This is a genomic window from Streptomyces sp. NPDC046866, assembly GCF_040704625.1.
In the GTDB taxonomy this organism is placed as follows: domain Bacteria; phylum Actinomycetota; class Actinomycetes; order Streptomycetales; family Streptomycetaceae; genus Streptomyces.
In genome coordinates, this window is the sequence record NZ_JBEYXN010000007.1 from 50,807 (window position 1) to 75,435 (window position 24,629).

General features: G+C 74.6%; 22 protein-coding genes and 3 pseudogenes. 9 read left to right on the forward strand and 16 right to left on the reverse strand.

What is annotated here, in order from left to right; genetic code table 11:
- Positions 1-392 precede the first annotated feature (392 nt).
- Positions 393-847, forward strand: a pseudogene (locus AB0953_RS13195) (alanine--tRNA ligase-related protein); the annotation flags it as partial.
- A gap of 44 nt (positions 848-891) precedes the next feature.
- On the opposite strand, the gene AB0953_RS13200 reads toward AB0953_RS13195, so the two are convergent.
- Positions 892-1,680 (reverse strand): NAD(P)-dependent oxidoreductase, encoded by a 789-nt coding sequence (locus AB0953_RS13200; protein WP_366859543.1) that lies wholly within the window; start codon positions 1,678-1,680, stop codon positions 892-894.
- 48 nt (positions 1,681-1,728) lie between these two features.
- Between AB0953_RS13200 and AB0953_RS13205 the strand changes: the two genes are divergently transcribed.
- Both AB0953_RS13205 and AB0953_RS13210 read left to right on the forward strand, forming a co-directional pair.
- On the forward strand, positions 1,729-2,631 hold the full coding sequence (locus AB0953_RS13205; RefSeq protein ID WP_366859544.1) for a LysR family transcriptional regulator: 903 nt from the start codon (positions 1,729-1,731) through the stop codon (positions 2,629-2,631).
- Positions 2,632-2,776: 145 nt separating this feature from the next.
- On the forward strand, positions 2,777-3,469 hold the full coding sequence (locus tag AB0953_RS13210; RefSeq protein ID WP_366859545.1) for a DUF4232 domain-containing protein: 693 nt from the start codon (positions 2,777-2,779) through the stop codon (positions 3,467-3,469).
- Positions 3,470-3,506: 37 nt separating this feature from the next.
- Here the strand turns inward: AB0953_RS13210 and AB0953_RS13215 are convergent, their stop codons facing one another.
- Both AB0953_RS13215 and AB0953_RS13220 read right to left on the reverse strand, forming a co-directional pair.
- Positions 3,507-4,244 carry a helix-turn-helix domain-containing protein gene (locus AB0953_RS13215; protein WP_366859546.1) on the reverse strand — a complete coding sequence of 246 codons (738 nt, stop codon included), beginning with the start codon at positions 4,242-4,244 and terminating at the stop codon, positions 3,507-3,509.
- Positions 4,245-4,897: 653 nt separating this feature from the next.
- On the reverse strand, positions 4,898-5,833 hold the full coding sequence (locus tag AB0953_RS13220) for a LysR family transcriptional regulator (protein ID WP_366859547.1): 936 nt from the start codon (positions 5,831-5,833) through the stop codon (positions 4,898-4,900).
- 159 nt (positions 5,834-5,992) lie between these two features.
- Between AB0953_RS13220 and AB0953_RS13225 the strand changes: the two genes are divergently transcribed.
- Complete coding sequence (locus tag AB0953_RS13225; protein ID WP_366859548.1) at positions 5,993-7,222, forward strand: MFS transporter; 1,230 nt, start codon at positions 5,993-5,995, stop codon at positions 7,220-7,222.
- 163 nt (positions 7,223-7,385) lie between these two features.
- Here AB0953_RS13225 and AB0953_RS13230 read toward each other — a convergent pair whose 3' ends face one another.
- Positions 7,386-8,039, reverse strand: coding sequence for a CE1759 family FMN reductase (locus AB0953_RS13230; RefSeq protein ID WP_366859549.1), 654 nt, complete (start codon positions 8,037-8,039; stop codon positions 7,386-7,388).
- Positions 8,036-9,133: an LLM class flavin-dependent oxidoreductase gene (locus AB0953_RS13235; RefSeq protein ID WP_366859550.1), complete on the reverse strand. Its 1,098-nt coding sequence runs from the start codon at positions 9,131-9,133 to the stop codon at positions 8,036-8,038. Before AB0953_RS13235 ends, AB0953_RS13230 begins: the two co-directional genes overlap by 4 nt.
- Before the next feature lie 471 nt (positions 9,134-9,604).
- On the opposite strand from AB0953_RS13235, the gene AB0953_RS13240 reads away from it, so the two are divergent.
- Positions 9,605-10,630 carry a glycosyl hydrolase gene (locus AB0953_RS13240; protein ID WP_366859551.1) on the forward strand — a complete coding sequence of 342 codons (1,026 nt, stop codon included), beginning with the start codon at positions 9,605-9,607 and terminating at the stop codon, positions 10,628-10,630.
- A 10-nt stretch (positions 10,631-10,640) separates the two neighbouring features.
- Here the strand turns inward: AB0953_RS13240 and AB0953_RS13245 are convergent, their stop codons facing one another.
- Positions 10,641-11,753 carry an ABC transporter substrate-binding protein gene (locus AB0953_RS13245; RefSeq protein ID WP_366859552.1) on the reverse strand — a complete coding sequence of 371 codons (1,113 nt, stop codon included), beginning with the start codon at positions 11,751-11,753 and terminating at the stop codon, positions 10,641-10,643.
- 193 nt (positions 11,754-11,946) lie between these two features.
- On the opposite strand from AB0953_RS13245, the gene AB0953_RS13250 reads away from it, so the two are divergent.
- Positions 11,947-12,846: an NAD-dependent protein deacetylase gene (locus AB0953_RS13250; protein WP_366859553.1), complete on the forward strand. Its 900-nt coding sequence runs from the start codon at positions 11,947-11,949 to the stop codon at positions 12,844-12,846.
- A gap of 39 nt (positions 12,847-12,885) precedes the next feature.
- Here AB0953_RS13250 and AB0953_RS13255 read toward each other — a convergent pair whose 3' ends face one another.
- The 5 genes and pseudogenes from AB0953_RS13255 to AB0953_RS13275 form a co-directional block, all read right to left on the reverse strand.
- Positions 12,886-13,323, reverse strand: coding sequence for a glutaredoxin domain-containing protein (locus AB0953_RS13255; protein ID WP_366859554.1), 438 nt, complete (start codon positions 13,321-13,323; stop codon positions 12,886-12,888).
- Between the two features lie 111 nt (positions 13,324-13,434).
- The gene (locus AB0953_RS13260) at positions 13,435-14,043 is read right to left on the reverse strand and encodes a CAP domain-containing protein (protein WP_366859555.1); all 609 of its coding nucleotides are present in this window, start codon (positions 14,041-14,043) and stop codon (positions 13,435-13,437) included.
- Between the two features lie 786 nt (positions 14,044-14,829).
- Positions 14,830-15,174, reverse strand: a pseudogene (locus AB0953_RS13265) (GntR family transcriptional regulator); the annotation flags it as partial.
- Between the two features lie 108 nt (positions 15,175-15,282).
- Positions 15,283-15,663, reverse strand: coding sequence for a peptidase inhibitor family I36 protein (locus AB0953_RS13270; RefSeq protein ID WP_366859556.1), 381 nt, complete (start codon positions 15,661-15,663; stop codon positions 15,283-15,285).
- Positions 15,660-16,274: a hypothetical protein gene (locus AB0953_RS13275; RefSeq protein WP_366859557.1), complete on the reverse strand. Its 615-nt coding sequence runs from the start codon at positions 16,272-16,274 to the stop codon at positions 15,660-15,662. Before AB0953_RS13275 ends, AB0953_RS13270 begins: the two co-directional genes overlap by 4 nt.
- Before the next feature lie 170 nt (positions 16,275-16,444).
- On the opposite strand from AB0953_RS13275, the pseudogene AB0953_RS13280 reads away from it, so the two are divergent.
- Positions 16,445-16,537: pseudogene (locus tag AB0953_RS13280) on the forward strand (NADP-dependent oxidoreductase); the annotation flags it as partial.
- A 148-nt stretch (positions 16,538-16,685) separates the two neighbouring features.
- Here AB0953_RS13280 and AB0953_RS13285 read toward each other — a convergent pair.
- The gene (locus AB0953_RS13285) at positions 16,686-18,317 is read right to left on the reverse strand and encodes an FAD-binding oxidoreductase (protein ID WP_366859558.1); all 1,632 of its coding nucleotides are present in this window, start codon (positions 18,315-18,317) and stop codon (positions 16,686-16,688) included.
- Positions 18,318-18,384: 67 nt separating this feature from the next.
- On the opposite strand from AB0953_RS13285, the gene AB0953_RS13290 reads away from it, so the two are divergent.
- Positions 18,385-19,023, forward strand: a complete 639-nt coding sequence (locus AB0953_RS13290; RefSeq protein ID WP_366859559.1) for a helix-turn-helix domain-containing protein — start codon at positions 18,385-18,387, stop codon at positions 19,021-19,023.
- Between the two features lie 106 nt (positions 19,024-19,129).
- Here AB0953_RS13290 and AB0953_RS13295 read toward each other — a convergent pair whose 3' ends face one another.
- Both AB0953_RS13295 and AB0953_RS13300 read right to left on the reverse strand, forming a co-directional pair.
- Positions 19,130-20,179: a M4 family metallopeptidase gene (locus tag AB0953_RS13295; RefSeq protein WP_366859560.1), complete on the reverse strand. Its 1,050-nt coding sequence runs from the start codon at positions 20,177-20,179 to the stop codon at positions 19,130-19,132.
- Between the two features lie 241 nt (positions 20,180-20,420).
- Positions 20,421-21,659 (reverse strand): hypothetical protein, encoded by a 1,239-nt coding sequence (locus AB0953_RS13300; protein WP_366859561.1) that lies wholly within the window; start codon positions 21,657-21,659, stop codon positions 20,421-20,423.
- A 304-nt stretch (positions 21,660-21,963) separates the two neighbouring features.
- On the opposite strand from AB0953_RS13300, the gene AB0953_RS13305 reads away from it, so the two are divergent.
- Complete coding sequence (locus AB0953_RS13305) at positions 21,964-22,737, forward strand: maleylpyruvate isomerase family mycothiol-dependent enzyme (protein WP_366859562.1); 774 nt, start codon at positions 21,964-21,966, stop codon at positions 22,735-22,737.
- A gap of 45 nt (positions 22,738-22,782) precedes the next feature.
- On the opposite strand, the gene AB0953_RS13310 is transcribed toward AB0953_RS13305, so the two are convergent.
- Positions 22,783-23,712, reverse strand: coding sequence for a hypothetical protein (locus AB0953_RS13310; RefSeq protein WP_366859563.1), 930 nt, complete (start codon positions 23,710-23,712; stop codon positions 22,783-22,785).
- Entirely contained in the window at positions 23,709-24,536 is an 828-nt protein-coding gene (locus tag AB0953_RS13315; RefSeq protein WP_366859564.1) for a hypothetical protein, read from the reverse strand. Before AB0953_RS13315 ends, AB0953_RS13310 begins: the two co-directional genes overlap by 4 nt.
- Between the last annotated feature and the right edge of the window lie 93 nt (positions 24,537-24,629).

Genomic DNA, 24,629 nt, shown 5'->3' on the forward strand with positions numbered 1-24,629 from the left:
GCCGTCATCTTCGCGAACTACGCGGCGATCATCCTGATGAACGTCCTCAGCCGGTGACCTGTGCTCCGGGCACTGCGCATGCGCCGCCGGTGACCGCGCGCTACGGTCGTTCCATGAACGTCACCGGCCGAAGCCCCATCGCGACCGCGCGAGCGACCAGCTCGCCGGTTGCCGCCGCCTGACCTTCCCTCCTTTCCCACCGGCGACCGGAAACGGCCGGCGGTGGGCCCGTGCGTAACGGCCACAGGTCCGATGACTGCGCCGCACCCGTTTTCCGGTGCCTCCCTTGCTGTGACGCGAAGGAGTCACCCCATGCAGACCGAGCAGGTCATCCGCGCTTTCGTCGAGTACTTCGAGGAGCGCGGCCATCGCCGCATCCCCCCATTTGCCGCGGCGTGCCGGTGGAGGCCACGGTGCAGGACAACTGGTGGTCCAGCGGACCGACGGGCCCCTGCGGCCCCGATTCGGAGATCTTCGTGTGGAGCGGCGACGGCCCGCCCCCGCCCGGGTCGACGCCCACGGGCGACGACCGCTGGGTGGAGGTGTGGAACCACGTGATGATGCACTCCCGCCGGCTCGGCGACGGCTCCCGCGAGGATCCGACGCGCGGCCTGGGGGACCTGCCGCAGGAGTTGGTCGAGCACACCCTGGACCGCTTCCGGCAGGCCGTCGATCCGGCTGACGTCCGCCGGATGCTGCTCGATGAGGAGCGGAGGTTCTGGACCGCGGCCGGCAGGTGTTGGCCCGACCCCGTTTCCGAGGTCCGCTGGGCGAGGAGGACTTCGACCACCTCCACGACACCCACGGTCTGCCGCGGGACCTGGTCATGCGTCTTCGGGAAGGGTGAGGCCTCCCGCGGCCGGGGCGGAGGCGGGGGCGGACCGCACCGGTTCACGGTCGGATCGAGGACAGGTCCCGGTTCGCGAGCTCCGGGCGTGCGGTCAGGGCGGCGCGGACCGCGTCCAGGACCGGCAGCGGTGCGTGTGCGGTGGCGAGGGCCACGTCCTTCGCCGCCAGCGCCACCGGGAAGTGGGCACCCTCGGCGTACGCGCGGCCGACCGCGCCGCCGAGCGGCCCCTTCTCCAGCTGACCGCGCACCAGCGCCTCGGGGAGTCCGAGGGACCGGCCCAACCGAAGGGCCTCGGCGACCACGGCCACCCCGCCGATCACCGCGTTGATCAGCACCAGCTTCAGGGCGGCCGCCGAGCCAACGGGGCCGCACTCGGTGACGTCGCCGAGCAGCTCCAGCACCTTGGCCGCCGACCGCGGAAGCGGCCCGCCGGCCAGCACCCACAGCTCCCCGGCCGCCGCCCGGTCCACACTGCCCATGACGGGCGCATCGGTGAACACCACCCCCTCCGGCAGCTGCTCCACCAGCGCGTGCACGGTGTCGGGCCCGACCGTCGAGGTGTCGATCCAGTGGGTGCCGGGCCGCAGCGCAGGCAGCATCCCCGCGGCGACGGCGCGCAGCGCCGCCGGGTCGGCGAGCATGGTGATGACGAGGTCGGCCTCGCGGACGGCCTCCGCGGGGGTGGCGGCGTACACCGCACCCGCCTCGACGAGCGGCCGTGCCTTGTCGGGCGTACGGTTCCAGACGGTCAACGGGTATGCGGCGGACAGCAGTTGACGGGCCATCGGGAGGCCCATGGCCCCCAGGCCGAGGAAGGCGATCTTCTCCATGCCCCGAACCTAGGTGCGGTCCGGCCATGCGACAAGCGAGTGTCTAGCATGGCTGCCATGCCGATCCCGCATGACCTGTACGACGTGTTCCGATGCGTGGCGCACCACGGCTCCTTCACGGCCGCCGCGCAGGCCCTGGGCTACACGCAGTCCGCCGTCTCCCGGCAGATCCAGTCCCTCGAGGACGAGTGGGACGCGCGGCTCTTCGACCGGCTGCCGCGCGGGGTGCGGTTGACCGAGGCCGGCCGGGTGCTGCTGCCGCACGCGGAGGCGGTCGCGGACAGGCTGCGCACGGCGCGGGCCGAGCTGGACGCGCTGCGCACGCTGGAGGGCGGCCGGCTGCGGATCGGGGGGTTCTCCACTGCCGACGCCTACCTGCTGCCCCGTACGCTGGCGGCCTTCCGGCAGCGGCACCCGGCCGTCACCGTGTCGCGCACGGAGGGCAGTTCGGCGCGGCAGCTGGCCCTGCTGGCGGCCGGCGAGCTGGACCTCGCGGTGGTGAGCACCGCCCCGCGGCAGCTCCCGGAGGGCTGCGCGCTGCACCACCTGCTGGACGAGCGGATGTACGTGGCCCTGCCGCGCGGCCACCGGCTGGCGCAGCGCGACCTGCTGAGGCTGGCCGAGCTCGCCGACGAGGAGTGGATCGCGGTCAGCGACAGGCCGGAGGAGACCCTGATGGGCACGGCCCCCGGGTTCCGTCCCCGGTCCACCCTGCGGGCCGCGGACTGGATCGCCAAGCAGGGGTTCGTGGCGGCCGGGCTGGGCGTCACCCTGGTCCCCGCTCTCGCGGCTTCCTCGGCCCGTCCCGACATCGTGCTCGTCGCCCTGGACCCGCAGGACGCCCCGCGCCGCGCGGTGTACGCGGCCACGGCGCCCGGCCCGGCGCACTCCCCCGCGGTGGCGGCGTTCCTGGCGCTGCTGCGGTGGGTGGCGGGGACCGTACAGGTGTGAGCCGCAGCCTCCCGGCCGGTATGTCATTGCGGTGTCACGGGAGCGGCACAGTGCGGTGCCCGTGGGAACTCCCGCCCGGCGCGGCACGGTGTCGGTCCGTGTACGGGCCGGTGCAGGACCGGTCGTGAGCCCCGGGAGGTTCCCCATGCAGTACGCAGCCGGTGTCCGTCGGACCGTGGCCGCACTGGTGGCGGCCGCTGCCGTGACCGCCCTTGCGGCGGGCTGCACGCCCTCCGGCGAGGACGGCGCCGCCGGCGCCCCTTCGCAGGCCGCCCAGCCGCCGACTCCGGGAGGCGGGACGAACGGCGGGGGCAGCGCCTCCGGTGGCTCCGGCGGCACGGGGAACGCGAAGCCCGCCGCTTCCGTCTCCCCCACCGCTCCCGGCGGTGCGGCCAAGCCGTGCACGGTCAAGGAGGTCAAGGTCACGGAGGCCCGCCAGGCCGCCGTCCGGCCGCCGGGCACGGGAACCGGCGCGGCCGTCGTCGCCGTCGCCAACACGTCGAAGGGCGCCTGCACGCTCCAGGGCTTCCCGACGGTGGCCGGCGCGGGCAACGGCTCGCCCGACAAGAACGTTCCGCTCGCCACCACCCACAGCGGGTCGGCCGCCACGGTGCTCCTGGCCCCGGGGGCCCGGGCGTGGACCAAGCTCACCTTCGTCAACGTGCAGGGCGAGGCGGACGGCTACTGCGTCTCCGGCGCCTCGCCCGTCACGTACCCCACGCTCGTCGTGGGGGTACCGGGCGCCGGAGCGCACCAGATCGCCCTCGACGACGGTCTCTTCGCCCTCTGCGACAACAAGGTGACGGTCACGGCCTATACGGCCGCGAAGCCTTCCTGACGCGCCGCGCTGCACCGCGGGGCCTGTCGAACGCCGATCAGGCCGGGGGCGGGGCGCCGTCGCCGAGGAGGGCGCGGCCGAGGTCGCCGGCCACGTAGTGGACCTCTCGGCCGTAGCGGTGGCCGGTGACGAGGCCCGCGGCGCGGAGCACCGCGAGGTGCTGGGAGACCGCCCCGAGGCTGAGCCCCGTGCGCGCGGCCAGCTGCGTGGTGGTGGAAGGGGCGGCGACCTCGGCGAGGAGGCCCGCCCGGCTGCTGCCGAGCAGCCGGGTCAGGCCGTGGCCCGGCCCGTTGCGGCGCTCCCACAACGTGCCCACCCCCCGCCCGGGATAGATCACGCACGGCGGCACCGGGCCCCGGCCGACCACGAGCCTGCAGCGGTCGGCGAAGGCACTGGGCACCAGGGTCACTCCCGTCCCGCCCAGGGCCGGTTCGTCCGCCGGCAGGTCCGCCGAGACGAGCCGGTCACCGGTCCAGGCGAGGCAGGGGTGCAGCCGGGAGAACACCTCCCCGATGCCGTCCTCGGCCAACTGCCGCGTACGGTAGGCGATGTCCGCCTCCAGTACGGCCCGGATCCGCGGCCAGTGCGGCCGGACCGCCGTCCGCCACCAGCTCAGCACGGCCTCGGCCGTCCCGCTGTCCGCCGGAGGCGACGTCACGGCGGCCAGCTCCTCCTCGATCCCGGCCAGCGGACAGCGCGGCGGCGGCACGGCCTCCAGGTCCAGGCCGATCCCGAAGCCCGGCGCGGGCGGCGGCCCGCCTGCCGCCCGGCGCACAACTCGCCCACCGCACCGGTCCACAAGGCCGACCGTGCGCCGAGGCAGGCGCCGAGGAGGCCGCCGACCAGGGCGCCCACCGGCATGGCGCCCCACACCACGAAGCGCACCGTCGCCGTGACCCGCCCCAGCAGCGCGGGCGGGCACAGCCGCTGCCGCAGGGCCACCGCGCCGATCACGCAGTGCACCTGCCGTGGATCAAGCAGGCCCTGGTACTGCCCTTGCTACTGTCCCCGCTGCGCCGGAACCGCACCCTCGTGGGCTGACCGCGTGGGTACGTGCCCGGACGCTTCTCTCGGCGGGGTCCGGGGGCGAGCCTGCGGGTCCACCGGCGACCCCGCCTGGTGCCGTCGGGCGATCGGCGCGTCCCTCAACGGGAAGCGGCCCTGCCGTGAGGGGGCGTCCGGGAGCTGCCCGGCGTTCCGGGACGCCTCCCGACCCCCCGGGGCGCCCGGCGGCACGACGGCGCCGTCGAGGGCGGCCGGGGTGGCGCCCGGCGCCGCGCCTGCGGTCACCGGGGACAGCCGCACCCGCACGCACGCGATGTCCTGTCCCCGCGCACGAACGCGCCTGCGGACCCGAGCCCGGTCCGGCGACGGGGTGGCGACCACGGGCGCGCGTTCCCCGACTCGGCGACGACCGGGCGGCGGCGCTCAGCGCGGGATGACCCAGTGCGGCGTCCAGGTCCCGGCAGCGCCGTGGCCCGCCGCCGCGGCGGCGAGGTGGGTGCGGAGGGTCGTCAGCGCCGGGTGGGGGTTGTCCCGGTGCCACAGGAGGGAGTGCGGGTAGACGGGGGTCGGATCGGTCACCGGGATGCGGCGCAGGCCGTGCCCCGCGGGCCAGACGAGCCTGGTGTGTTCGCCCATGAAGGTGCCCAGGGCCGGGGTGTCTGCGATGGTGTCGAGGAGGGCGTCGGAGCCGAAGTTGGGGCCGGTCGCCTCGATGGTGAGGCCGAACTCGGCCACCAGGTCGTCGTAGTAGGCGGTCCACTCGGTGCCGGGGACCACCCCGGGCATCCAGATGCGGTGCCCCGCGAGCCCGGCGAGGGGCACCGAGCGGGCGCCCGCCAGCACGTGGTCGGGGCCGGTGAGGAGCTGGAGCGGCTCGTCGAGCACGCGGACGGACGCGACGTCCGGGGGGAGGGGCCGGCCGGGTGCGGCGACGGCGCGGAAGGACGCGTCGATCGCACCGGACCGGATGGCGGAGACGGCCTCGTCGATGTCGAGCAGCATCAGCACGTCGAGCTCGATCCCGGGATGCGCGCGGTGGAAGCCGCGCATCAGGCCCGACGCCGCCCCGCGCGAGGCGATGATGTCGACGCGCAGGGGACGGCTGCCGGTGCGCACGGAGGCGACGGCGCGCTCGGCGGCGCGCAGCAGCTCCCGGGCATGGGGGAGGAAGGCCTGCCCGTCGATGGTGAGCTCGGCCCCGCGCGGCGTGCGGGTGAACAGCCGCACGCCGAGGCTGCGCTCCAGTGCGGCGATGCGCTTGGAGACGGCCTGCTGGGTGACCGCCAGCTCGGCGGCGGCCTCCTGGAACTGCCCCGCGTCGGCGGCGGCGACGAAGGTCCGGACGGTGTCGAGGTCCATGCGGGCCAGCCTAGGGACACAACCACTGGTTGTGGCGGGGCGGCCTTGCGGTTGTTTGCTGCCGGGGCCGGGCGCCCGCTTTGATGCTGCCGGTCGCGGACCGGTTGTACGGCGGATGGGGGGGCGCGGGGTGTGGGCACGAGGAGCGGGCAGGCGTCCGTGCCGGCGTTCGGTTGGTTCTGGGGGGCCTACGGTGCGAGTGCGCTCGGTACCTGGCTCGCCTTCGGCGCGTTCCCCCTGATCGCGATCCGGGTGCTGGGCGCCGGGCCGGCGCAGGTCGCGGCCCTGTCCGCCGTGGGCTCCGCGGTGGGCGCGGCCGTGGCGGTGCCGCTCGGCCCGTGGGTGGAGTTCCGCCCCAAGCGGCCGGTGCTGATCGGGATGGACCTGGTGCGGTGCGCGGCGCTGCTGACCATCCCCGCCGCGTACGCGCTCGGCGTGCTCGGCTTCGTCCAGCTCCTGCTGGTCTCGGTCGTCGTGGCGGCAGCCGACATCGCCTTCCGTGCCGCCTCCGGCGCGTACCTGAAGACGCTGTCGGCGGCGGAGGACCTGCTGGTCGCCCAGGCGCGGCTCGAGTCCACGGCCTGGACGGCCACGGTCGTCGGGCCGCCGCTGGGCGGCGCGGTCGTCGCGCTCCTCGGTCCGGTGGCCACGGTGGCGGCCGACGCGGTCAGCTACCTGCTCTCGGCGCTGGGCATCCGCGCGATGGGCGGGCACGAGCCGCCGCCGCCCGAGCGCCGGAAGGCCGCGCGCATGCGGGCCGGGGACCTGCTCGACGGCTGGCGGTACGTCCTCGCCGACGCGGCGCTGCGGCCGCTGTTCCTCAACACCGCCTTGTTCAACGCCCTGGTGATGGCCGCCTCGCCGCTGCTGGCCGTCCTGATGCTCGGCCGGCTCGGGTTCGCGCCCTGGCAGTACGGCCTCGCCTTCGCCGCCCCGGCGATCGGCGGTCTGCTCGGGTCGCGTCTGGCCCGACCGCTCGCCGCCCGGTTCGGGCAGCACCGGGTCCTGCTCGTGGCCGGGGTGCTGCGCGCACTCTGGCCCGTCGGCCTGGCCTTCGTCCGGCCGGGCACCGGAGGGCTGCTGCTGGTGATGGGCGTCGAGCTCGGGCTCATCCTCTGCTGCGGGGTCTTCAACCCCGTCCAGGCCACCTGCCGCCTCGAGCGCACCGCGGCCGACCGGGTCGCCCGCGCGCTGTCCGCCTGGGCGGTGACGACCAAGGCCGCGTCCGCGCTCCTGACGGCCGCATGGGGGGTGCTGGGCGGCCTCCTCGGCCCGCGCACGGCCATCGGCCTGGCCGGGGTGCTCGTGCTGGCGACGCCGCTGCTGCTGCCGTGGCGCACCCCCGCCGCCGGGCACCTGGACCCGGAGCCGGCCCGTTCCCGTGCCTGACACCCCGCGGGCGCGGCCGCACCGGCCCCGGGAATCGCCTGCGCGCGGACGGGCCCGCCCGCGGCACGCCGGGGCGCGGTGGTGCGCCGATGGGGCCCGGGCGTCCGGCACCAGAGGGGCGCGGCGCCGCGCCCCTCGGACGCCCTGCCGCCGCACGGCGCGGCTACGGGACCCGGAGCGCCGCCAGCCGTTGTTCGAAGGGCACCACCTCGAAGCCGTCCGCCGGATCCACCGACGTGATCGCCCCCGTCAGCGACCGGGGTGCGATCGCGGCGGCCGTGTCGACGGACAGCGCGGTGTTGTGTGCGGCGGGGGCCATGAAGCGCGCCAGTTCCGCGCCCGCGCGGGCGATCCGCTGCGCCAGCCCCTCCTCGCCCCAGTCCTCCGAGGCCGCGTACACGGCCGTCGGCAGGACGAGGGCGCGCAGGTAGGTGAAGAGCGGTCGCAGGGCGTGTTCGGTGACCAGCGAGTGCCGGGCCGTGCCGCCGGTGGCGCCGAGGAGCACCGGCTTGCCCGTGAGTGCGTCCTTGTCGATGACGTCGAAGAACGACTTGAACAGGCCGCTGTACGAGGCCGCGAACACCGGCGTCACGGCGATCAGGCCGTCCGCGGCCGCCACCGCGTCGAGCGCCGCGGCCAGGCGGGCGGGCGGGAACCCGGTGACGAAGTGCTGGGCGATCTCGGTCGCCAGGTCCCGCAGCTCGATCACCTCGGGCTCGGCGTCCACGTGGGCGAGCGTCGCCGCCGCGAGCCGGTCGGCGAGCAGGCGGGTCGAGGAGGGCGAGCTCAGGCCCGCCGATACGACGACGATCTTCATGCCTGCGCCTTCTCCTTCGGGGTCTGCGCCGCCGCCACGCGGGCGGCGTGCGTGGGCGCGTCCGGCACGCCGGCCGGACGCAGGTTCGCGAACTCCTTGCGCAGCACCGGTACGACCTCCTCGCCGAGCAGGTCCAGCTGCTCCAGGACGGTCTTCAGGGGAAGGCCCGCGTGGTCCATCAGGAACAGCTGGCGCTGGTAGTCGCCGACGTAGTCCCGGAAGGACAGGGTCCGCTCGATGACCTGCTGCGGCGAGCCGACGGTCAGCGGGGTCTGGGAGGTGAACTCCTCCAGGGACGGGCCGTGGCCGTACACCGGCGCGTTGTCGAAGTACGGACGGAACTCGCGCACCGCGTCCTGCGAGTTCCTGCGCATGAACACCTGGCCGCCGAGGCCGACGATGGCCTGCTCGGGGGTGCCGTGCCCGTAGTGGGCGTAGCGCTGCCGGTACAGGTTCACCATCTGCTTGGTGTGGGAGGCCGGCCAGAAGATGTTGTTGTGGAAGAAGCCGTCGCCGTAGTACGCGGCCTGCTCGGCGATCTCCGGCGAGCGGATGGAGCCGTGCCACACGAAGGGCGCGACTCCGTCCAGCGGGCGCGGGGTGGAGGTGAAGGACTGCAGCGGCGTACGGAACTTGCCCTTCCAGGTGACGACGTCCTCGTCCCACAGGCGGCGCAGCAGCGCGTAGTTCTCGATGGCGAGGTCGATGCCGTCGCGGATGTCCTTGCCGAACCAGGGGTAGACCGGGCCGGTGTTGCCGCGGCCCATCATGAGGTCCACGCGGCCGTCGGCCACGTGCTGGAGCATCGCGAAGTCCTCGGCGATCTTCACCGGGTCGTTCGTGGTGATCAGCGTCGTCGACGTGGAGAGGATCAGGTGCTCGGTGCGCGCGGCGATGTAGCCGAGCATCGTCGTCGGCGAGGAGGGGACGAAGGGCGGGTTGTGGTGCTCACCGGTCGCGAAGACGTCGAGGCCGACCTCCTCGGCCTTCTGGGCGATGGCCAGCATCGCCTTGATGCGCTCGTTCTCGCTGGGCGCGCGTCCCGTCGTCGGGTCGGGTGTGACGTCACCGACGGTGAAGATCCCGAACTGCATGGCTCCCCTTCCTAAGTTGTTTAGAATTCAACTATACCCGGGAACGGGAGGTGCGCCCGGGGTATTCCCGCCTGCAGGAACGGGGAGGGGCGCGGCGGCCGACACCCCGGGGCGTCGGCCGCCACTCGCCGATCGGCCACGTCCCGAGGCGGCGGCCGCCTCCGCTCCCCCACGTCTCAGGACAGTGACCTACCAGCCCCTGGCCAGCGGAAACACACCCCCGCCCGCGGTCTGTCACCTCCGTGGCGCGAACCGGCCACACCGGCGCGGGCGTGCGGCCGTGCGGGCCCGCGCCCCGAAGAGGCCGCCCCGCCCGGTGGGCGCCGGGGCGCTGCCGCCCGGTCGGCCCAAGCGGAGGCGGACCGGGTACCGCGAACGGCCCAGCAGCGGGGCACCGGGCGGGCCGCGGGCCGCAGGGGGCACCTAGCGTCGCTGCCGAGCACACCCGTTCCCGAGGCCCGTGGAGACGTCATGCCCGGTAGAGGCCGCTGGATGGCCGGATTCTGCATCGCTGCGGCGGTGGCCGGGCTGCCGGCCGGCGGTTGCGCCCACGCGCCGGCGCCGCACGGGGCGGCCTCCGCAGGCGGCTCCGGCACCGGGACCGCAATCGGCGCCTACCTCCACTACGGCTCGCCCGGCGTCGACCGGATGCGGGAACTCTCGCGCTGGCTCGGCGGCACCGAGCTGCGCGCCGGGCACACGTACCTGCCCGGCGACACGTGGGCGAACATCGAGGGCGCCCCCGATTCCCTGCTCAGCTGGGCGCGGTGGCGCAAGGAGAGGTCCGACCGGCTGTTCGTCCTGAACGTGCCCATGCTGGAGGGCAACGAGGCCGGCGTCCCCGACGAGCGGGTCGCCGAGCTGCTCCGCGCCGGGGCGCAGGGCCGGTACGACCAGCACTTCCGGCGGCTGGCCGAGCGCCTCGTCGGCCTCGGGCTGCCGGACACCGTGATCGTGCTCGGCTGGGAGATGAACGGCTACGACTACACCCACCGGTGCCGGCCCGACCCCGAGAACTGGAAGCGCTACTGGCGGCGCATCGTCGACGCCATGCGCTCCGTGGAGGGCGGCCGGTTCCGCTTCGACTTCGCCCCCGACCGCGGGCCCGACGCGATCCCCTGGACCGCGTGCTACCCGGGGGACGACGTGGTCGACGTCATGGGCATGGACTCCTACGACCAGCCGCCGGGAGACACCTTCGACGAGCAGGTCACCCAGCCGTACGGGCTCCAGCAGCAGGTCGACTTCGCGAAGGCGCACGGCAAGCGGATCTCGTACCCGGAGTGGGGGCTCTTCCGGCACGGCGACAACCCCGAGTACATGCGGCGGATGCTGGCCTGGATCGCCGAGCACAAGCCGCTGTACCACAGCATCACCGACTACTGCCCGCACGGGGTGTGGCAGTGCAGCGAGAACCCGCGCTCCGCCCAGGTGTTCCGGGAGTTCCTGGCGCCCGAGCGGGACAGCCGCCGGACGGCTCCCCGCCCGCGCCCGTGACGGGGCCGGCTCAACCGGTGCGGAGCGTCCGGAAGCGGTCGGGGGCCGCGGGGTCGCGGTCGACGACCCGGACCGGCGGGCCGGCCCACTGCCACACGCCGGTGCCCGGCGGGCGGGAGAAGCGGATGGGCCCGCGAGTGCCTTCGACGGCGACGCGCGGCCAGGCCCCGGCGATGCGCGCCCGGTCCGTGCCGTGGGAGCGCAGCACCTCGGCGAGGACGGCGACGGTGTCGTAGCCCTCGAAGGCGACGAAGGACGGTGCTTCGGCCAGCCGCTCGCGCAGGGCCGCCTCGACCCGTGCGCCGAGCGGGCCCAGGCGCTCGGGCAGATAGCGCAGGAACGGGATGCCGGCGCCTTCTCGGCCCAGCAGCGCGGCCCACTCGGGGAACTCCGGCTGCCCGGCCGGGGCGCCCATCATGATCCCGGCGAGGCGCCGGTCGGCGCGCACGGACCGGACGATCGACACGGCCGGCTCCGGGTGGCCGGTCAGGAGGAGCAGGGCCGTTGCGTGCCGGGCGGCGAGTTCGTCGCACAGGGCCGTGGGGGTGGGCGCGTCCGGGTCGACCTCGATGACGGTGCCGCCGCGCGGGGCGAGGCGGTCCCGCAGGATGCGGGTGCCGGCAGCCCAGTAGACGCCGGCCTGGGCCGCCACGGCGATGCGGCGGTGGCCCGCGGCGAGGAGGAAGTCGGCGTAGGCCTGCCAGCCGCGGGACTGGGCGGGGGCGAGGCGTGCGACCCAGGGCGTCGGCGCTTGGGTGAGCGCGTCGAGCACCGCCGATGAGCAGAGGAACGGCAGGCCGAGTGCATCGGCCCGGGCGGCAGCGGCGCGGGCGACGACGCTGTGGTACTCCCCCGCCAGGGCGGCCACGCCCAGGAGCGCCAGTTCGTCCACGGCCGCGGCGGCCCTCTGCGGATCGGCCGCGGTGTCCCTCACCAGCAGCTCGATCGGCCTCCCGGCGATCCCGCCGGCCTCGTTGGCGTCGCGGACGGCCAGCTCCAGTCCGGCGAGCAGGTGCCGGCCCGCGTCGACCCAGCCGGGGCGGGTCAGCGGAACGAGGGCTCCGATCCGGACGGACGGACCGTCAGTCGGGCCCGGTATCGGGGGCAGTGAGGGCGTCGTCATGGGCTGGCCTCTCCGGGTGGCGATCCGGTCGCCGTTCCCCCGGATTCGCAAGGTGGCAGGTTCGGTGGTACGCGTTCGCCTCCCCCGACTGCAGGGGCGGGCGCACGGGTGATCATGCCGGACCTCGCGCGGGGAGAGCGCACCGGGTTGCCGGTCCCGTGCCGTTGTCCCGTCCGTTCCGTACCCTGGCGGCATGCGCATGCGCCCCACTCTGAGCTGGACCCCCGCCGAGGACCCGATCCCGGGCACCACGGATCCCGGGCCGGTCGCCGATGCGCTCGGCGCCGGCGGCGTGCTGGTGCTCAGCGGCGCGGGAATCTCCACGGAATCGGGTATCCCCGACTACCGGGGCGAGGGCGGGAGCCTGAGCCGGCACACCCCGATGACCTACCAGGACTTCACCGCCAGCGCCCGGGCCCGGCGCAGGTACTGGGCGCGCAGCCACCTCGGCTGGCGTACGTTCGGCCGGGCCCGGCCCAATGCCGGCCACCGGGCCGTGGCCGCGTTCGGACGGCACGGCCTGCTCGCGGGCGTGATCACCCAGAACGTCGACGGCCTGCACCAGGCCGCGGGCAGCGAGGGCGTGGTGGAGCTGCACGGCAGCCTGTCCCGGGTCGTCTGCCTGTCGTGCGGGGCCGTCGGCTCCCGCCGCGAACTGGCCCGGCGGCTGGAGGAGGCCAACGCGGGGTTCGATCCGGTGGCCGCCGCCCTGAACCCGGACGGCGACGCCGACCTCACCGACGAGCAGGTGGGTGGCTTCCGGGTGGTGCCGTGCTCGCACTGCGGAGGCGTCCTCAAGCCGGACGTCGTGTTCTTCGGCGAGGCCGTTCCGCCCCGGAGGGTCGAGCACTGCCGGGACCTGGTCAGCGGAGCGAGCTCCCTGATCGTCCTGGGCTCGTCACTGACGGTGATGTCCGGGCTCCGGTTCGTCCGCCAGGCGGCCCAGGCCGGGAAGCCGGTGCTGATCGTCAACCGGGACCCGACCCGGGGCGACCGGCACGCCCTCACGCGCATCGCGCTCCCGCTGGGGGCGGCCCTCACCGCCGTGGCCGACCGGCTGGGCATCCCGGTGGAGGCCCCTACGGCGGCCTGAGGGCACCCTGGGGCCGTGCGGCGCCGGCCCGCGCTCCTCTCAGGCGGACGGGCAGAGCTGTTCGCGCACCCAGGCGGGGTCGGGGTTCGTGTGCGGCCGGCCCGCCACGACGACGGTCGGCACGGTCTCGTTGTCGTCGTTGGCGGCCCTCACCACCGCCGCTCCGTCCGGGTCGCGCCAGATGTTCACCCAGTGCAACCGGTGGGCACTGCGGCCCAACCGCATGCGCAGCCGCAGGCAGTACGTGCAGCCCGGCCGCCAGTAGACGACGGGGCGGCCGTCGACGGCGCTGCGGCGCTGCGCCTCCAGGGCGCCGATCGACCTGGGGAAGACCAGGGGCGAGTTCACCCCTGCGAGCAGCACGAACACCGGCAGGAGCGCCGCGGCCGTACCGGGGCTCCCCTTGAGGAACTGCCCGGCGGCAACGGCCGAGCCGAACAGGACGAGCAGCACGGGCAGGATCCAGGCGCGCATCATGGTGACGCAGGCTAGCGGTGGGTCGAACTCCCCGTCGAACCGGTCCGCCTCCTTCCGGACTTCCCACGCGTGTGGGGCCCCGGGCGCTCACCCGAGCGCCCGGGGGCGGATTCACTGCTGGCAGCGTCCGAAGTCCACGACGTAGGTACCGGCGCTGGACGAGGCGGCGCCGGCCGGGTCCGCCGAGCCGGGCAGGGCCGCCGCGCCGAAGTCGCGCAGGGAGGACTTGAGGATGATGGCGCGGTGACCGGGGCTGTTCATCCACCAGTTGACGGCGGACTGCGGCGTTCCCGACCCGCCCCATCCGGTGTACGTGATCTCGCTGAACTCCCACGACCGGGGGTTGGGGCAGTATCCGGCCGCCTGGATGCGGGTCTGCGGCGTGGAGCCGGTCTGGGGGTTGCGGTGCGAGTCCTTGCCCGGTCCCCACCACTTCAACCGGACGGCGGCGACGGCATGCTGCTGGGCCGCGTTCGTCAGGGGCTGGTTGACGGTCAGGGCGGGCAGCCCGTGCTGCGCGCGCTGCGCGTTGATCAGGCAGATCACGGCGGCCCGCGCCTGGGCCTCCGTCCCGGCGGTCGGCGCCCGGTTGACGGCGGCCGGATCACAGGCCGCGGCCGGTACCGCGGACGTCGCGTCCGTGGCGGCGGCCGGCGTCGGGGCCGCCATGACCAGGCCGCACAGCAGCGCCGCCGCCGTCGTGAAGGATTTCCGCTTCATGGAACACCCCCGTACGGGTTTGGGTGCAGGCCGAACGACCGGGGTGCCGAACCATCGGGGTGCCGAACGTCGCATGCCCGGATCGGCCGCACGCGGAGGGACTCGGCGCGCAGCCGTCCGCTCGCGCGCCGGAGGACGAGATCATCGTCACCCGATCGGCGCACGTCCGCCCGTCCGAAGGCCGCCCGATTGCTCCACTCGGGTGGCATGACGCCCGCGCAGGGCCCGGAAAGCCCCCCTCGGCTCTCTTCACCTCGACGCCCACGGGCGGGCAGGGCGGTGGGCGGCTCTCCGACCCGCCCGCTGCACCTTGGCTCAGGGCCGTCCGGTGCGCTCCAGGGCGAAGGCGGCCCACAGGGCGGCGGCCGCCAGGGCCAGGACCAGGGACGTTTCGATGAGCTGGGTCGGCCAGTAGTGCGAGGCGGGGTGGAACTCCGCGTACCGGGCCGTGACGTTCATGTCCGCGGGGCAGATCCCCGCGTTCATCGTGCGGGCGAAGCAGGCGTCGTAGGAGAGGCGTTCGCCGGAGCCCGTGAGCAGTCCGGAGTCCGGGACCAGCGCGGACCCCGGGTGCCACGGCGGGGCTTGCGGAGAACGGGACGGTGCGGGTCTGCGTGGGGAGGAAGGACCACCGCAGGGAGCCGAGCAGCAGCACCACCAGAGAGGACCTTCGCGCAGAGCCATGCGCGCGGGCCCGTGGACTGGGTGAGGGCCAGCCGCCAGGTGCCCGTCTCCAGTTCGCGGGCGGTCATCGGGCCCGCCACGTAGGCTCCCACGAGCACCGGCGAAGAGTGCGGCCACGTCGTCCCGGTCCATCCCCGCCTCCCGGGCCCGGCGCGCCCAGTCGGCGAGCTCCCCGCGCAGCGGGGATGCGGCCGGGGCGTTGCCCAGGGACTTCCGGATGAAGGTGCCCAGCCCCCGCCTCGCCTCGACGAGGCCTTCGCGTTCGAGCTCGCGGTAGGCCTTCAGGACGGTGTTGGGGTTGATGGCCGTGGCCTCCACGACCTCGCGGGCGGCGGGCAGTTTGTCGCCGGGCTGCAGGAGTCCCAGGCGCAGGGCGTGTTTGGTCTGTTGAACGATCTGCAGGTACGTGGCGACGCCGCTGTGCCGGTCGATGCGGTACTCCAGCACGACAACCCCACCCTTTCACCAATTGACCAGCGAAAGGGTGGGGTTGGAGGGGTGCATGTCAAGCCCTGGCCGATGGGCGCATGGGCAGCGGCTCAGCGGCTCAGCGGCTCAGCAGCTCATCGCCCAGGTGTGGGAGTCTCCGTCGTCGTTGGCGACGCCGTTGTAGTTGACCTCCTGGCCGGGGGTGAGGCAGATGGTCATGTGGCCGCCCTGGTTTGCGCTGGAGTACACCCTCACGTGGTCCTTGACGCCCGGGCCGGAGATGCCGTGGTTGGCCCAGGAGGAGTCCTCGTCGGCGATCCAGCTCTCCCACCAGCCGTCGTCTCCGGACCAGTTGGCGCGCTGCCCCTTGAAGTCGGCGTGCTCCCAGGCGCAGAACTCGCCGCTGGGGCAGTCCGCCGCACCGGCGGGGCCGGCCGCGGCGAGGCCGCCGGTGAGGAGGAGGAACGCCGCGGCTGCGGTGGCGGTGAACAGCCTGGATTTCGTCATGAGGGAACCTGACCTTTCGTGTGGGGGGTGGGAGGGGTCGAGGGGGTGGGTCGGCCGGCCAGCAGGGCGGCCGCCCGGTGCAGCGCGCGGTCGCGCAGCTGGTCGTAGGCGGTGATCTCCTGGCGGTGCGCGGCCCGGACCTCGGCGAGCCGCGCGGGCTCGAGGCGCGTGCGCAGTTCCTCCAGGCCGCTGGCCCGGATGCAGGGGGTGTCGTGCTCCTGGCACGCCGCCCGGCGGGCGAGGGCGGCCCGGTAGGCCGGGTCCTCCCCGAGCCGGGCCTCGGCCTCGGGGCGCAGGTTGTTGACGGTGGCCTCGGCCCGGAACCAGCGGGCCTGGTCGCCGTAGAGGAAGCGGTGGGCCTCGGCGAGGCAGCCGTCGGTGTGGGTGCGGACGGTGTAGCCGGTGGCGAGGGTCAGAGACAGCTCGGCCGGGGCCGTGCCGAACATCGCCGCCTGCTGCTCCTGGGGGTCCAGCGCGCCCCGGGCCGTCATGCACCGGTCCACGTACATCTGCTGAGCGGCCTTGATCAGGTCGCTCCTGGCCTGCTCCGACCGGGGGAGCGCCGGAGGGGACTGCGCGGTGCAGCCCCAGAGGCACAACACGGTCAGCACGACACCTGTCGCCCTGCGGCCGGAAGCCCGCAACCGGGCAGCGCTGTTCCCCACACCACAGGAAACGATCAAGCATCGAAGAGGGCACGGCCCGCACCGCCGCGGCGCCGGCGGGCGCCGTCCTGCCTGCCTGACGCAGGGTGTCGACGCGGTGTTCGACGCCTCGGAGGGCCGGCGCCCTGCCCGACTCCGTCGACCTGGCCGGTGGCCCCGGACGCGTGATCACGGTCGCCGACATGGACGACGCCGCCCGGCACGGGGTGCGCTTCACCGGCATGGCGGGGCATGGACCCCGCCGACCCGACGCGGGTCCCCGTTCGTGTGCCGGAGCGACGCCAGGACCACGGGACTCGGTCTCGGAACCGGACGCATGGGTCCTCCGGGGGAGGCGCAGCGCCGGCCGGCGCGCGGTCAGTCGATCAGGACGCCCGGGTTGAGGATGTTGCGGGGGTCCAGCGCGTTCTTGGCGGCGCGCAGGGCCCGTGCGAACGGCTCCGGGCGCTGGAGGTCGTAGCCGGGGCGGTGGTCGCGGCCGACGGCGTGGTGGTGGGTGATGGTGGCGCGGTGGCGGTGCAGGACCTCGTTCGCGGCGGCCTTGATCTCGGCCCAGACCTGCACCTCGTCGCCGGGCCGGCCGGCCACGGCCACCGTGAAGTAGGGGGCGGCGCCGTCGGGGTAGACGTGCGTGAGGCGGCAGTTGACGGTGGCGGGGTGTCCGGTGGCCTTCGTGGCGGCGGCGCCGACCTCGGTGCGTACGGCGTCGATCAGGGCGGGGACGGTCTCCCAGGTGGCGGCCGTCTCGAAGGTCTCGACGACGGCGCCCATGCGGGCCAGGCCGTCGCGCAGGTAGGGCATGCGCAGGAACGCCGAGCGCCAGGCGCTGACTGCCCCGTCGGCCTCGTCGCCCCCCTCGGCCCGGGCGCCGTGTTCCGCCGTCGGCGTTCCGCGGCGGGCGCCGTGGGAGCGGGCCAGCTCCACGGCGCTCGCCAGGCGGTCCCCGACGGGGGCGGTGGCGGATTCGAAGCCCAGGACCAGGACCGCGGAGCCGTCCTGCGAGGCGCCGGAGAACAGGGCCTCGCCGGAGTCCAGCAGGCGGCAGTTAGCCGGGGCGAGGTCGGACTGGGCAACGGCCCGCACCGCGTCCAGCGCCTGCCGGAAGTCGGCGAAGGCCACGGAGGCGGAGGCCTTGAAGCGGGGGCGCTCCTGCAGGCGCATCCAGGCCTCGGTGATGACGCCCAACGCCCCTTCGGAGCCCAGGAACAGGCGGTCGGGCGAGGGTCCGGCGCCGGAGGCGGGCAGGCGCCAGGAGGTGCTGACACCGGTCGGCGTGACCACGTTCAGCGCCTGCACGAAGTCGTCGATGTGGGTGCGGACGGTGGCGTAGTGGCCCCCGGCCCGGGTGGCGAGCCAGCCGCCGAGGGTGGAGAACTCGAAGCTCTGCGGGAAGTGGCGCAGGGTGAGTCCGTGGGGCCGCAGCTGCTCCTCCAGTACGGGACCGAGCGCGCCGGCCTGGATACGCGCCGCGCGGCCGGCCGTGTCGACCTCCAGGACCCGGTCCATCGAGGTCAGGTCGAGCGAGAGCACGGCGCGGTGGGCGTCCCCGCGGTACTCCACGCCGCCGACCACCGAGGAGCCGCCGCCGAAGGGGATGACGGCCACGCCGTGCCCGCCGGCCCAGTCCAGCAGGTCGGCCACCTCCCGCTCGCAGGTCGGGCGGGCGACCAGGTCGGGGATCCGGCCGGGACGGCCGCGCAGCGCCCGCATGACGTCGCGGTAGGCCTTGCCCATCGCGTGGGCGGCGCGCGCCTCTGGGGCGGCGGTGACCAGGTGGGCGAGGGCGGCCGGGGGCGCCGCGCCGGGAGGGGGCACGGCGAGGTCCGCGACCCGGGGTACCGGCAGCGGGCGGGAGAGGGTGCCGGGCAGCAGGGCGCCCAGGGCGGCGCATGCGGCGTCGTCCGGGTGGGCGTCGGCGTAGCCCCAACCCCACCATGAGCGGGGGCGGGAGGTACGGCAGTCGAGGGGGTCGGACGGGGCGGCAGGCATGGGTGTGCTCCCAGCGAGTCCAGGCAATTTACCCAACGGGAAATTACCCTAGAGTTATGTTGGGTTCATGACAATGCTTCCCTCCAGGGCCGGCACCAAAGGCGTGCCCCGGGCCGCGCGCGAACGACAGGTCCTGGCCGCAGCCACCGAGGAGTTCGGCCGACGGGGCTACGAAGCCACGACCATGGCCGCCGTCGCCGCCCGCGTGGGCGTCACCAAGCCCCTGCTGCACCACTACTTCGGCAGCAAGCAGGACCTCTACCTCGCCTGCCTCGACCCCGTCGGCGAGCGGCTGCTCGAGGGCATCCGCGCCGCGATGGCCGGGCCCGCCCCGGGCTCCGGGCCCACCCCGCTGCGCGTGCTGCGCGCGCTGTTCACCGCACTGGACGGGCAGCGGCAGGCCTGGTTCGTCCTGTACGACGCCACGCTGCCGCCCGACACCGACGCCGCCCGGCGGGCCGCCTCCTACCGCCGTGCCATCGACGGGCTCGCCGCGGCCGGCACCGCCGAGCTCCTGAACGCGGCCGGATCCGGCGACCCGCTCGACGCCGACGCCCTCGCCCACGCCTGGCGCGGACTGTGCACCGCCCTGGTCCGCTGGTGGGTGAACCACCCCGACGAGTCGCCCGAAGCCATGGTGCAGCGCTGTGCCCGGCTGTTCGCGGCAGGCCGCGCCCTCCTCGCCGGCGACGAAGAGGGCGGGTGAGTGGGAGCCCGCCGCCGCACGGGCCGCCGACCGCCCGGGGAAGGGGGAACCCGCACGGGCAGGCGTACCGCCGCCGGTGCGGGTCCGGTCCCCCGGGCAGCGGGCCTCAGATCCCCGGGATCCGGCGCGCCGCGAAGGCCGCGCGGACCTTCTGCGCGGCGGTCGCGCCGTACATCCGCTCGGCGGTCGCGATCGTCGTACGGGCCGCGTCCGCGAAGCTGGTGTCGGGAGCGAAGCCGAACTGCGCGTTCACGATGATCCGGTCGGCCGTACGGGCGCCGAGCGCACCGCGGACGTCGAACAGGGCGCGGGACCAGATCTCGCCGTCCGCGTGCACTTCGCCGACGCGGTCCTCGTACACCTTGTTCCCGTCGATCCGGCGCAGGCAGTGCGGTGCGGCGCTGTACCCGGTGGAGTCCCAGTCCGCCACGCAGCCCACGTCGGTCTTGCGGGTCCAGCCGTAGCGGGCATCGGCGTGCTCCCCGACCGCGACGGCGAGGTAGTCCCCGAAGGCCTCGCCGATCGCCCCGGCCTCCGGCGAGGCGCCGAAGCCGGGCACGTGGGCCTCGTGCACGGCGTGGCCGTACTCGTGGACGATCACCTCCGCGTCCTCGGCGTCGTCGACCCCGCCCTTGCCGAAGCGGATCTCGTCCTTCTTGTCGGTGAAGAAGGAGTTGTCCGCGCCCCACTGGTTGATGCGGACGGGCTGCACCCGGTCGTTGGCGCCCGGCAGCTCGGTGCCGAACCCGAGGGACTGGAGGTACTCCTGCGCCTCGTTGACCCAGAAGTAGGCCATGACCTGCTCGAACTGGTCGTCGTGCCGGGTGTACCCGGCCGCGTCGCCGACCTTCGCCGACGCGCCGGTGTCCGAGCGGACGGAGGCCCAGCGGCCGTTGAGCCCGCCGCTGCCGTCCAGGTTGCGCAGGGCGGCCAGGGCATAGGCGGAGGCGGGGACGGCGGAGTCGGCGTCCTTGCCGTCGGTGAGCCCCTGGTCTCCCGTGGCCTGCACGGGATTGACCATGAACACCCGGCCCTGGGGCAGGGCGGCGCCGGACGCCGGGCCCGAGGCCTGTGCCGTTGCCGGACCGGCGAGCGAGAAGAGCGCCACGGTGGCGGTGGCCGCGGCGATCATGCCGCGGGGTGTGCGGCGAGTCATAGACATCCTCCTGTGGTGGTGCAGGCATGGTGCGGGCGTGATCCTCGCCCAGGCCCGGCCACTTTGAACAGCCCCTGACAAGAATCGGGGGGCGGTGTGAGCGCAGGTGGGCGTGCATGCGGCTTCTGTTCCGGGCCGGGCACCGGGTGCGGCGGGCCACCCGGGAGCGGGGGCGGTGGCGGCTGCCGCGGGGTGCGTCAGCGTCGGCCGCCGCCTGCCGTAGCCGGAGGCCCGGCGGTGGTCACACCAGCACGCCGGCGAAGAACATCGCCCCCAGGAGGGCGTACTGGATCGCGCAGAACGCCAGCAGGGGCACCTGCACCCACCGGGCCATGCGGCTGACCAGGACGAGGCCGACGAACATCTGCGCATGGTTGCGGTACCACGACATCTCCGCGCCGGCGAGGAACGGCAGCAGGAAGACCGCCACGGTCAGGGTCAGGGCGGCCCATTCCTCGGCGGCGAGGCGGTGGTGCCGGACGAGCAGCACGGCGGCCGTCGCCACCACCAGCAGCGCGAAGGCGGCGTTCAGCCAGAACTCGGGCCTGTGCGCGGCGAGGCCGTGCCCCACCAGCCACGGCAGGTCGCCCTTGGGCCTGTACCAGTCGCTGAACGGGAAGTCGTACGCCTTCCTCATCTCCTCGAGGGGCCGGCGCAGGTCTCCTTGGCCGTAACTGACCGCCTGGATGGTCGCGTAGGCGTCCCAGCGGCCTGTCGCCTGCCACATGAGCCACAGGGCCCAGAGCACGCCGCAGGCCGTGACCGCCGCCGCCGACACGGCCTTCGCGAACCGCAGGGGCCGCGCGTCCCCGCGCCATGCGAAGAACGCGCTCGCCAGGAGCATGACGGCGGCGACGGCACCGACGGGATGGCAGGCGGCCGCAGCGAAGCCGCCCGCGGCGGCGAGCGTCCAGGAGCTGCGCTTCACTCCGACCGTGCAGAGCAGCAGGGCCAGCGTCCCGGTGGCGACGGGGAACATCGCGTGCAGGTAGATGCCGCCGGGGAAGACGGTGCCGATGGCCAGGGTGAGGCCGGTGGCCGGAGTGAGCCGGGCCCCGAGCAGCCACCACAGCACCGCGAACATGCCGAGCAGAGACGCCTCGGCGAGGACGACGGCCGACCACTCGTAGGACAGTCCGGTGGCGGAAGCCGCCCGGACCAGCATGGGGTACCCGGGGAACCAGGCGACGTTGCCGCACACGATGTCGGGGAAGTCCGGGTAGCGCTCCCGGCACCGGAACATCTCATAGCCGGTCCTGGCGATCGACAGGTAGTGCTCGGCGTCCCAGCGGCGGCGGCTGCCCGTGGACCAGTAGGCCACCTCGGACCCGTCGCCCGCCACGGATCCGTACGCGACCAGCCAGGTGACGAGGTTGGCGACCAGCCACGCGGCGACCGGCGGCAGCAGCGCACGCAGCCCGGCACGCCGCCCGGCGCGGCGCGCGGCCCGCAGGGGGTCCGCCCGTGCAGATTCCGGCATCCGGCACCCCGCCCCTCGCCCTCTGATCACCCGCCGTGCTCGCCGGCCACCGGGTACCTTGCCCCGCTGCACGGCCGGTGCGGGCGACGCCGCGCGGACCTGCGCCCTCGATGCACCCGACCGGCCGGGCCCCGTTCTGCCCTCGCACGCGCCGGGACCGGCGGGCGGGGGATGCGGCGGTTGACATCTGCGGCGGGAGCGAATTACCTTGCGGATTACTTAATGGCCTGAACTATCCAGGATCTCAAACAACTGGCGCCCGTGTGCCGCAGTCACGGCTCGGCGCCGGAAGAAGGGCACCAGCATGAACCCCGCCGAGCACGGCGCCGCCGTCGCGGCCGAGACCGAACGGTTCGTCTCCGTGGTGAAGGCGGCGGATCTGTCCACCCCGGTGCCGACCTGCCCGGGCTGGACCCTTGCCGACCTCACGCGGCACACCGGCAGCGTGCACCGCTGGTTCAGCGAGCTGCTGCGCCTGCGCATCCAGCAGCCGCCGACCAGCCGTGACGTGGAGCTCCGCCTGCCGGCGCACTCCGAGGGCTACCCCGACTGGCTGGCCGAGAGCGCTGCCGAGGCCGCGGCGGTGTTCGCCGCCACCGACCTGGAGGCCCCGATGTGGGCCTGGGGTGTCGACCAGCACGCCCGCTTCTGGGTGCGCCGCATGCTCTTCGAGACCCTCGTCCACCGGGCCGACGCAGAACTCGCCCTCGGGCTCCCGCCGCACATCGACCGCGCCCTCGCCGTCGACGGCATCGACGAGTTCCTCACGAACCTGCCGTTCGCCTCCTCCTTCGCGCCCCGGACCGCCCGGCTGCGCGCACCGCACCGGACCATCCGCTTCAGCTCCGCGGACGCGGACCGCGACTGGCTGGTCGGCCTGCGGCCCGACGGCTTCGCCCTGGTGGCCGACGACGCCGAGCACCGCACTGCCGACACCGAAACCGACGCCACGGTCCTGGGTGCGGCCGCGGATCTGCTCCTGCTGCTCTACGGCCGCCTGGACCGCCGGAGCGACGCATTCCAGCTGCTCGGCGACCAGGGGCTGCTCGCACACTGGTTCACCCACTCCGCCTTCTAGGGCCGGTCGGCGCGGCAGCCCCCGCGTCCGTCCTCGCGGCGCTCGTCACACCGTGGTGTCGCCCGGACCCTTCGAGGTCAGCCATTGCGCGAGGGCGCGGGAGATGGCGCCGTCCGCGCGGAGGTCGTAACCCTCGTAGCACGGCATCGAGTTGGCCTCCAGGAAGAACCACTCGCCGGTCGCTTCCTCGATCTTGAAGTCCACCCCGAGGAAGGGCACCCGGGTGGCGGCGACCAGGCGCCGGCACCCCTCCCGTATCCCGGCCGGCACGGTGATCGTGGTGTAGCGGTTGGTGCCGCGGGCCGTGCGGTAGTCGAGTTCGCGGGAGTGGATGAGCTCGCCGAAGGCCTGGCCGCCCACGGCGTGGACGCGTACGTCCGGGCCCGCGATCCGCTCCTGGAAGAGGGTCGGTGACCGGACCAGCCGCGGCAGCAGCCGTTCGTGCTCGGCCCGGAAGAGGGTCGCCCAGGTCTTGGCGGCACTGGCCCCCTTGAAGACGGCGCCGTGCGGGCAGTCGCGGACGAAGGCGAGGGCGGTGCCGGGGTCGTTCGTCAGGCAGGACCGCGGGATCCGCCAGCCGGCGACGGGGGCGAGGCTGACGCAGTGCAGCACCTTGCCGGCGTTGGACGCCTCGCGCAGCGGCGGGTTGAGCACCGGCAGCTCCACCGCCTCCAGCAGACGGCACAGCGCCTGGTACTGGCCGTCGGCGCGGTGGGCCGACCGCGGGTCGGGGGCGGCGGCGCAGACGTTCAACGGCCGCGCCCACACCCCGCGGACCTCGGTGAGGGAGATCTCCGGGCCGCCGCCACCGGTGCGGATACGGGTGTTGCGCAGGTCGTCCAGCGGGATGTGGAGGTCGCCGTACAGGGCGAGGGACGGCAGGTCGACCACGTCGAACCGGGCCCCGGCCCGCGCGAGGGCGCGTATGCCGTGGACGAACGTGGGATCGGCGGCCACGCCGACGCAGAGGATCACGACCGGCCTCCCAGCAGCCCGTTCAGGACGGCCCGGAAGACCCGGTGCTCCAGGTGGGCGAACTGGTGGTGCACGGGATGGCAGGAGATGTCGAGCAGCCGCAGCCGCTCCCCCTCCGGCTGGACCACGACCACGGCGAAGGTGGCGCCGAGCGAGCGCAGCCGGGCCAGGAGGGGCGCGAGTCGGGCGCGGTCCCCTGCGGCGAGCGTGCCGGCCGGATCGGAGAGGTCGAACTGCTCGTCGCCGGCGAGCAGGACGTGGCGGGTCCGCTCCGGGTCGAAGCGGGTGAACCGCAGGACCTCGCTCCCGTTGCCGTGGGGCAGGGCGGCGCCGGCGTGTCCGAGGAAGGCACCGTCGCGTACGCGGCTGACGTGGATGCGCTCACCGGGGGGAGCCGGCGGGGGCGCGGCCGATCCGATCGATGACGGCGGCACGGCCATGCCGGGAAGGGCGGCGGCGGTGAGCGCGTCGAGATGCGGTACGAAGCCGGCGGGCGAGGGGCGGTTGGCCACGGGCCCCGGCCACAGGGCCAGGGCGGACCACCACACGGCGAGGGACTCCGCGTACGCGAACGCCGCCTCGGCGGCGGCCGGAGGGTCGGCGGCGGCGTCCGGCGGCGGCAGGCCCCGGTGGAAGACGCCTCGGACGCGCTCGCCGGCCGCCCTCAGCTCCACCGCGGAGCCGGCGTTCCGGTCGGCCGTCACCGTGACCGCCACGTCATCGAACCCGGTGGGCGCGATCACCCGGTGCCCGCCGGCTTCGGCGAACGAGCCGAACCTGAAGGCCGTTTCGTCATCCGGCGGGGCGAGCACCAGGATCGTCACCGCGTACTCCCGACTCGGCCGCTTCGGCCGCTCTGAGCGCGTGCAGGGCCCGGGCGAGCTGCCAGGCCCTGCGGGCGAGGTCCGTCGTCACGT

Coding starts and splice junctions, on each gene's coding strand:
- AB0953_RS13285 (WP_366859558.1), bottom strand. CDS start 18,317: ATGCCTGCCGCCCCGTCCGACCCCCTCGACTGCCGTACCTCCCGCCCC.
- AB0953_RS13270 (WP_366859556.1), bottom strand. CDS start 15,663: ATGACGAAATCCAGGCTGTTCACCGCCACCGCAGCCGCGGCGTTCCTC.
- AB0953_RS13305 (WP_366859562.1), top strand. CDS start 21,964: ATGAACCCCGCCGAGCACGGCGCCGCCGTCGCGGCCGAGACCGAACGG.
- AB0953_RS13300 (WP_366859561.1), bottom strand. CDS start 21,659: ATGCCGGAATCTGCACGGGCGGACCCCCTGCGGGCCGCGCGCCGCGCC.
- AB0953_RS13255 (WP_366859554.1), bottom strand. CDS start 13,323: ATGATGCGCGCCTGGATCCTGCCCGTGCTGCTCGTCCTGTTCGGCTCG.
- AB0953_RS13235 (WP_366859550.1), bottom strand. CDS start 9,133: ATGCAGTTCGGGATCTTCACCGTCGGTGACGTCACACCCGACCCGACG.
- AB0953_RS13210 (WP_366859545.1), top strand. CDS start 2,777: ATGCAGTACGCAGCCGGTGTCCGTCGGACCGTGGCCGCACTGGTGGCG.
- AB0953_RS13245 (WP_366859552.1), bottom strand. CDS start 11,753: ATGACGACGCCCTCACTGCCCCCGATACCGGGCCCGACTGACGGTCCG.
- AB0953_RS13220 (WP_366859547.1), bottom strand. CDS start 5,833: ATGGACCTCGACACCGTCCGGACCTTCGTCGCCGCCGCCGACGCGGGG.
- AB0953_RS13240 (WP_366859551.1), top strand. CDS start 9,605: ATGCCCGGTAGAGGCCGCTGGATGGCCGGATTCTGCATCGCTGCGGCG.
- AB0953_RS13290 (WP_366859559.1), top strand. CDS start 18,385: ATGACAATGCTTCCCTCCAGGGCCGGCACCAAAGGCGTGCCCCGGGCC.
- AB0953_RS13295 (WP_366859560.1), bottom strand. CDS start 20,179: ATGACTCGCCGCACACCCCGCGGCATGATCGCCGCGGCCACCGCCACC.
- AB0953_RS13260 (WP_366859555.1), bottom strand. CDS start 14,043: ATGAAGCGGAAATCCTTCACGACGGCGGCGGCGCTGCTGTGCGGCCTG.
- AB0953_RS13250 (WP_366859553.1), top strand. CDS start 11,947: ATGCGCATGCGCCCCACTCTGAGCTGGACCCCCGCCGAGGACCCGATC.
- AB0953_RS13230 (WP_366859549.1), bottom strand. CDS start 8,039: ATGAAGATCGTCGTCGTATCGGCGGGCCTGAGCTCGCCCTCCTCGACC.
- AB0953_RS13200 (WP_366859543.1), bottom strand. CDS start 1,680: ATGGAGAAGATCGCCTTCCTCGGCCTGGGGGCCATGGGCCTCCCGATG.
- AB0953_RS13205 (WP_366859544.1), top strand. CDS start 1,729: ATGGCTGCCATGCCGATCCCGCATGACCTGTACGACGTGTTCCGATGC.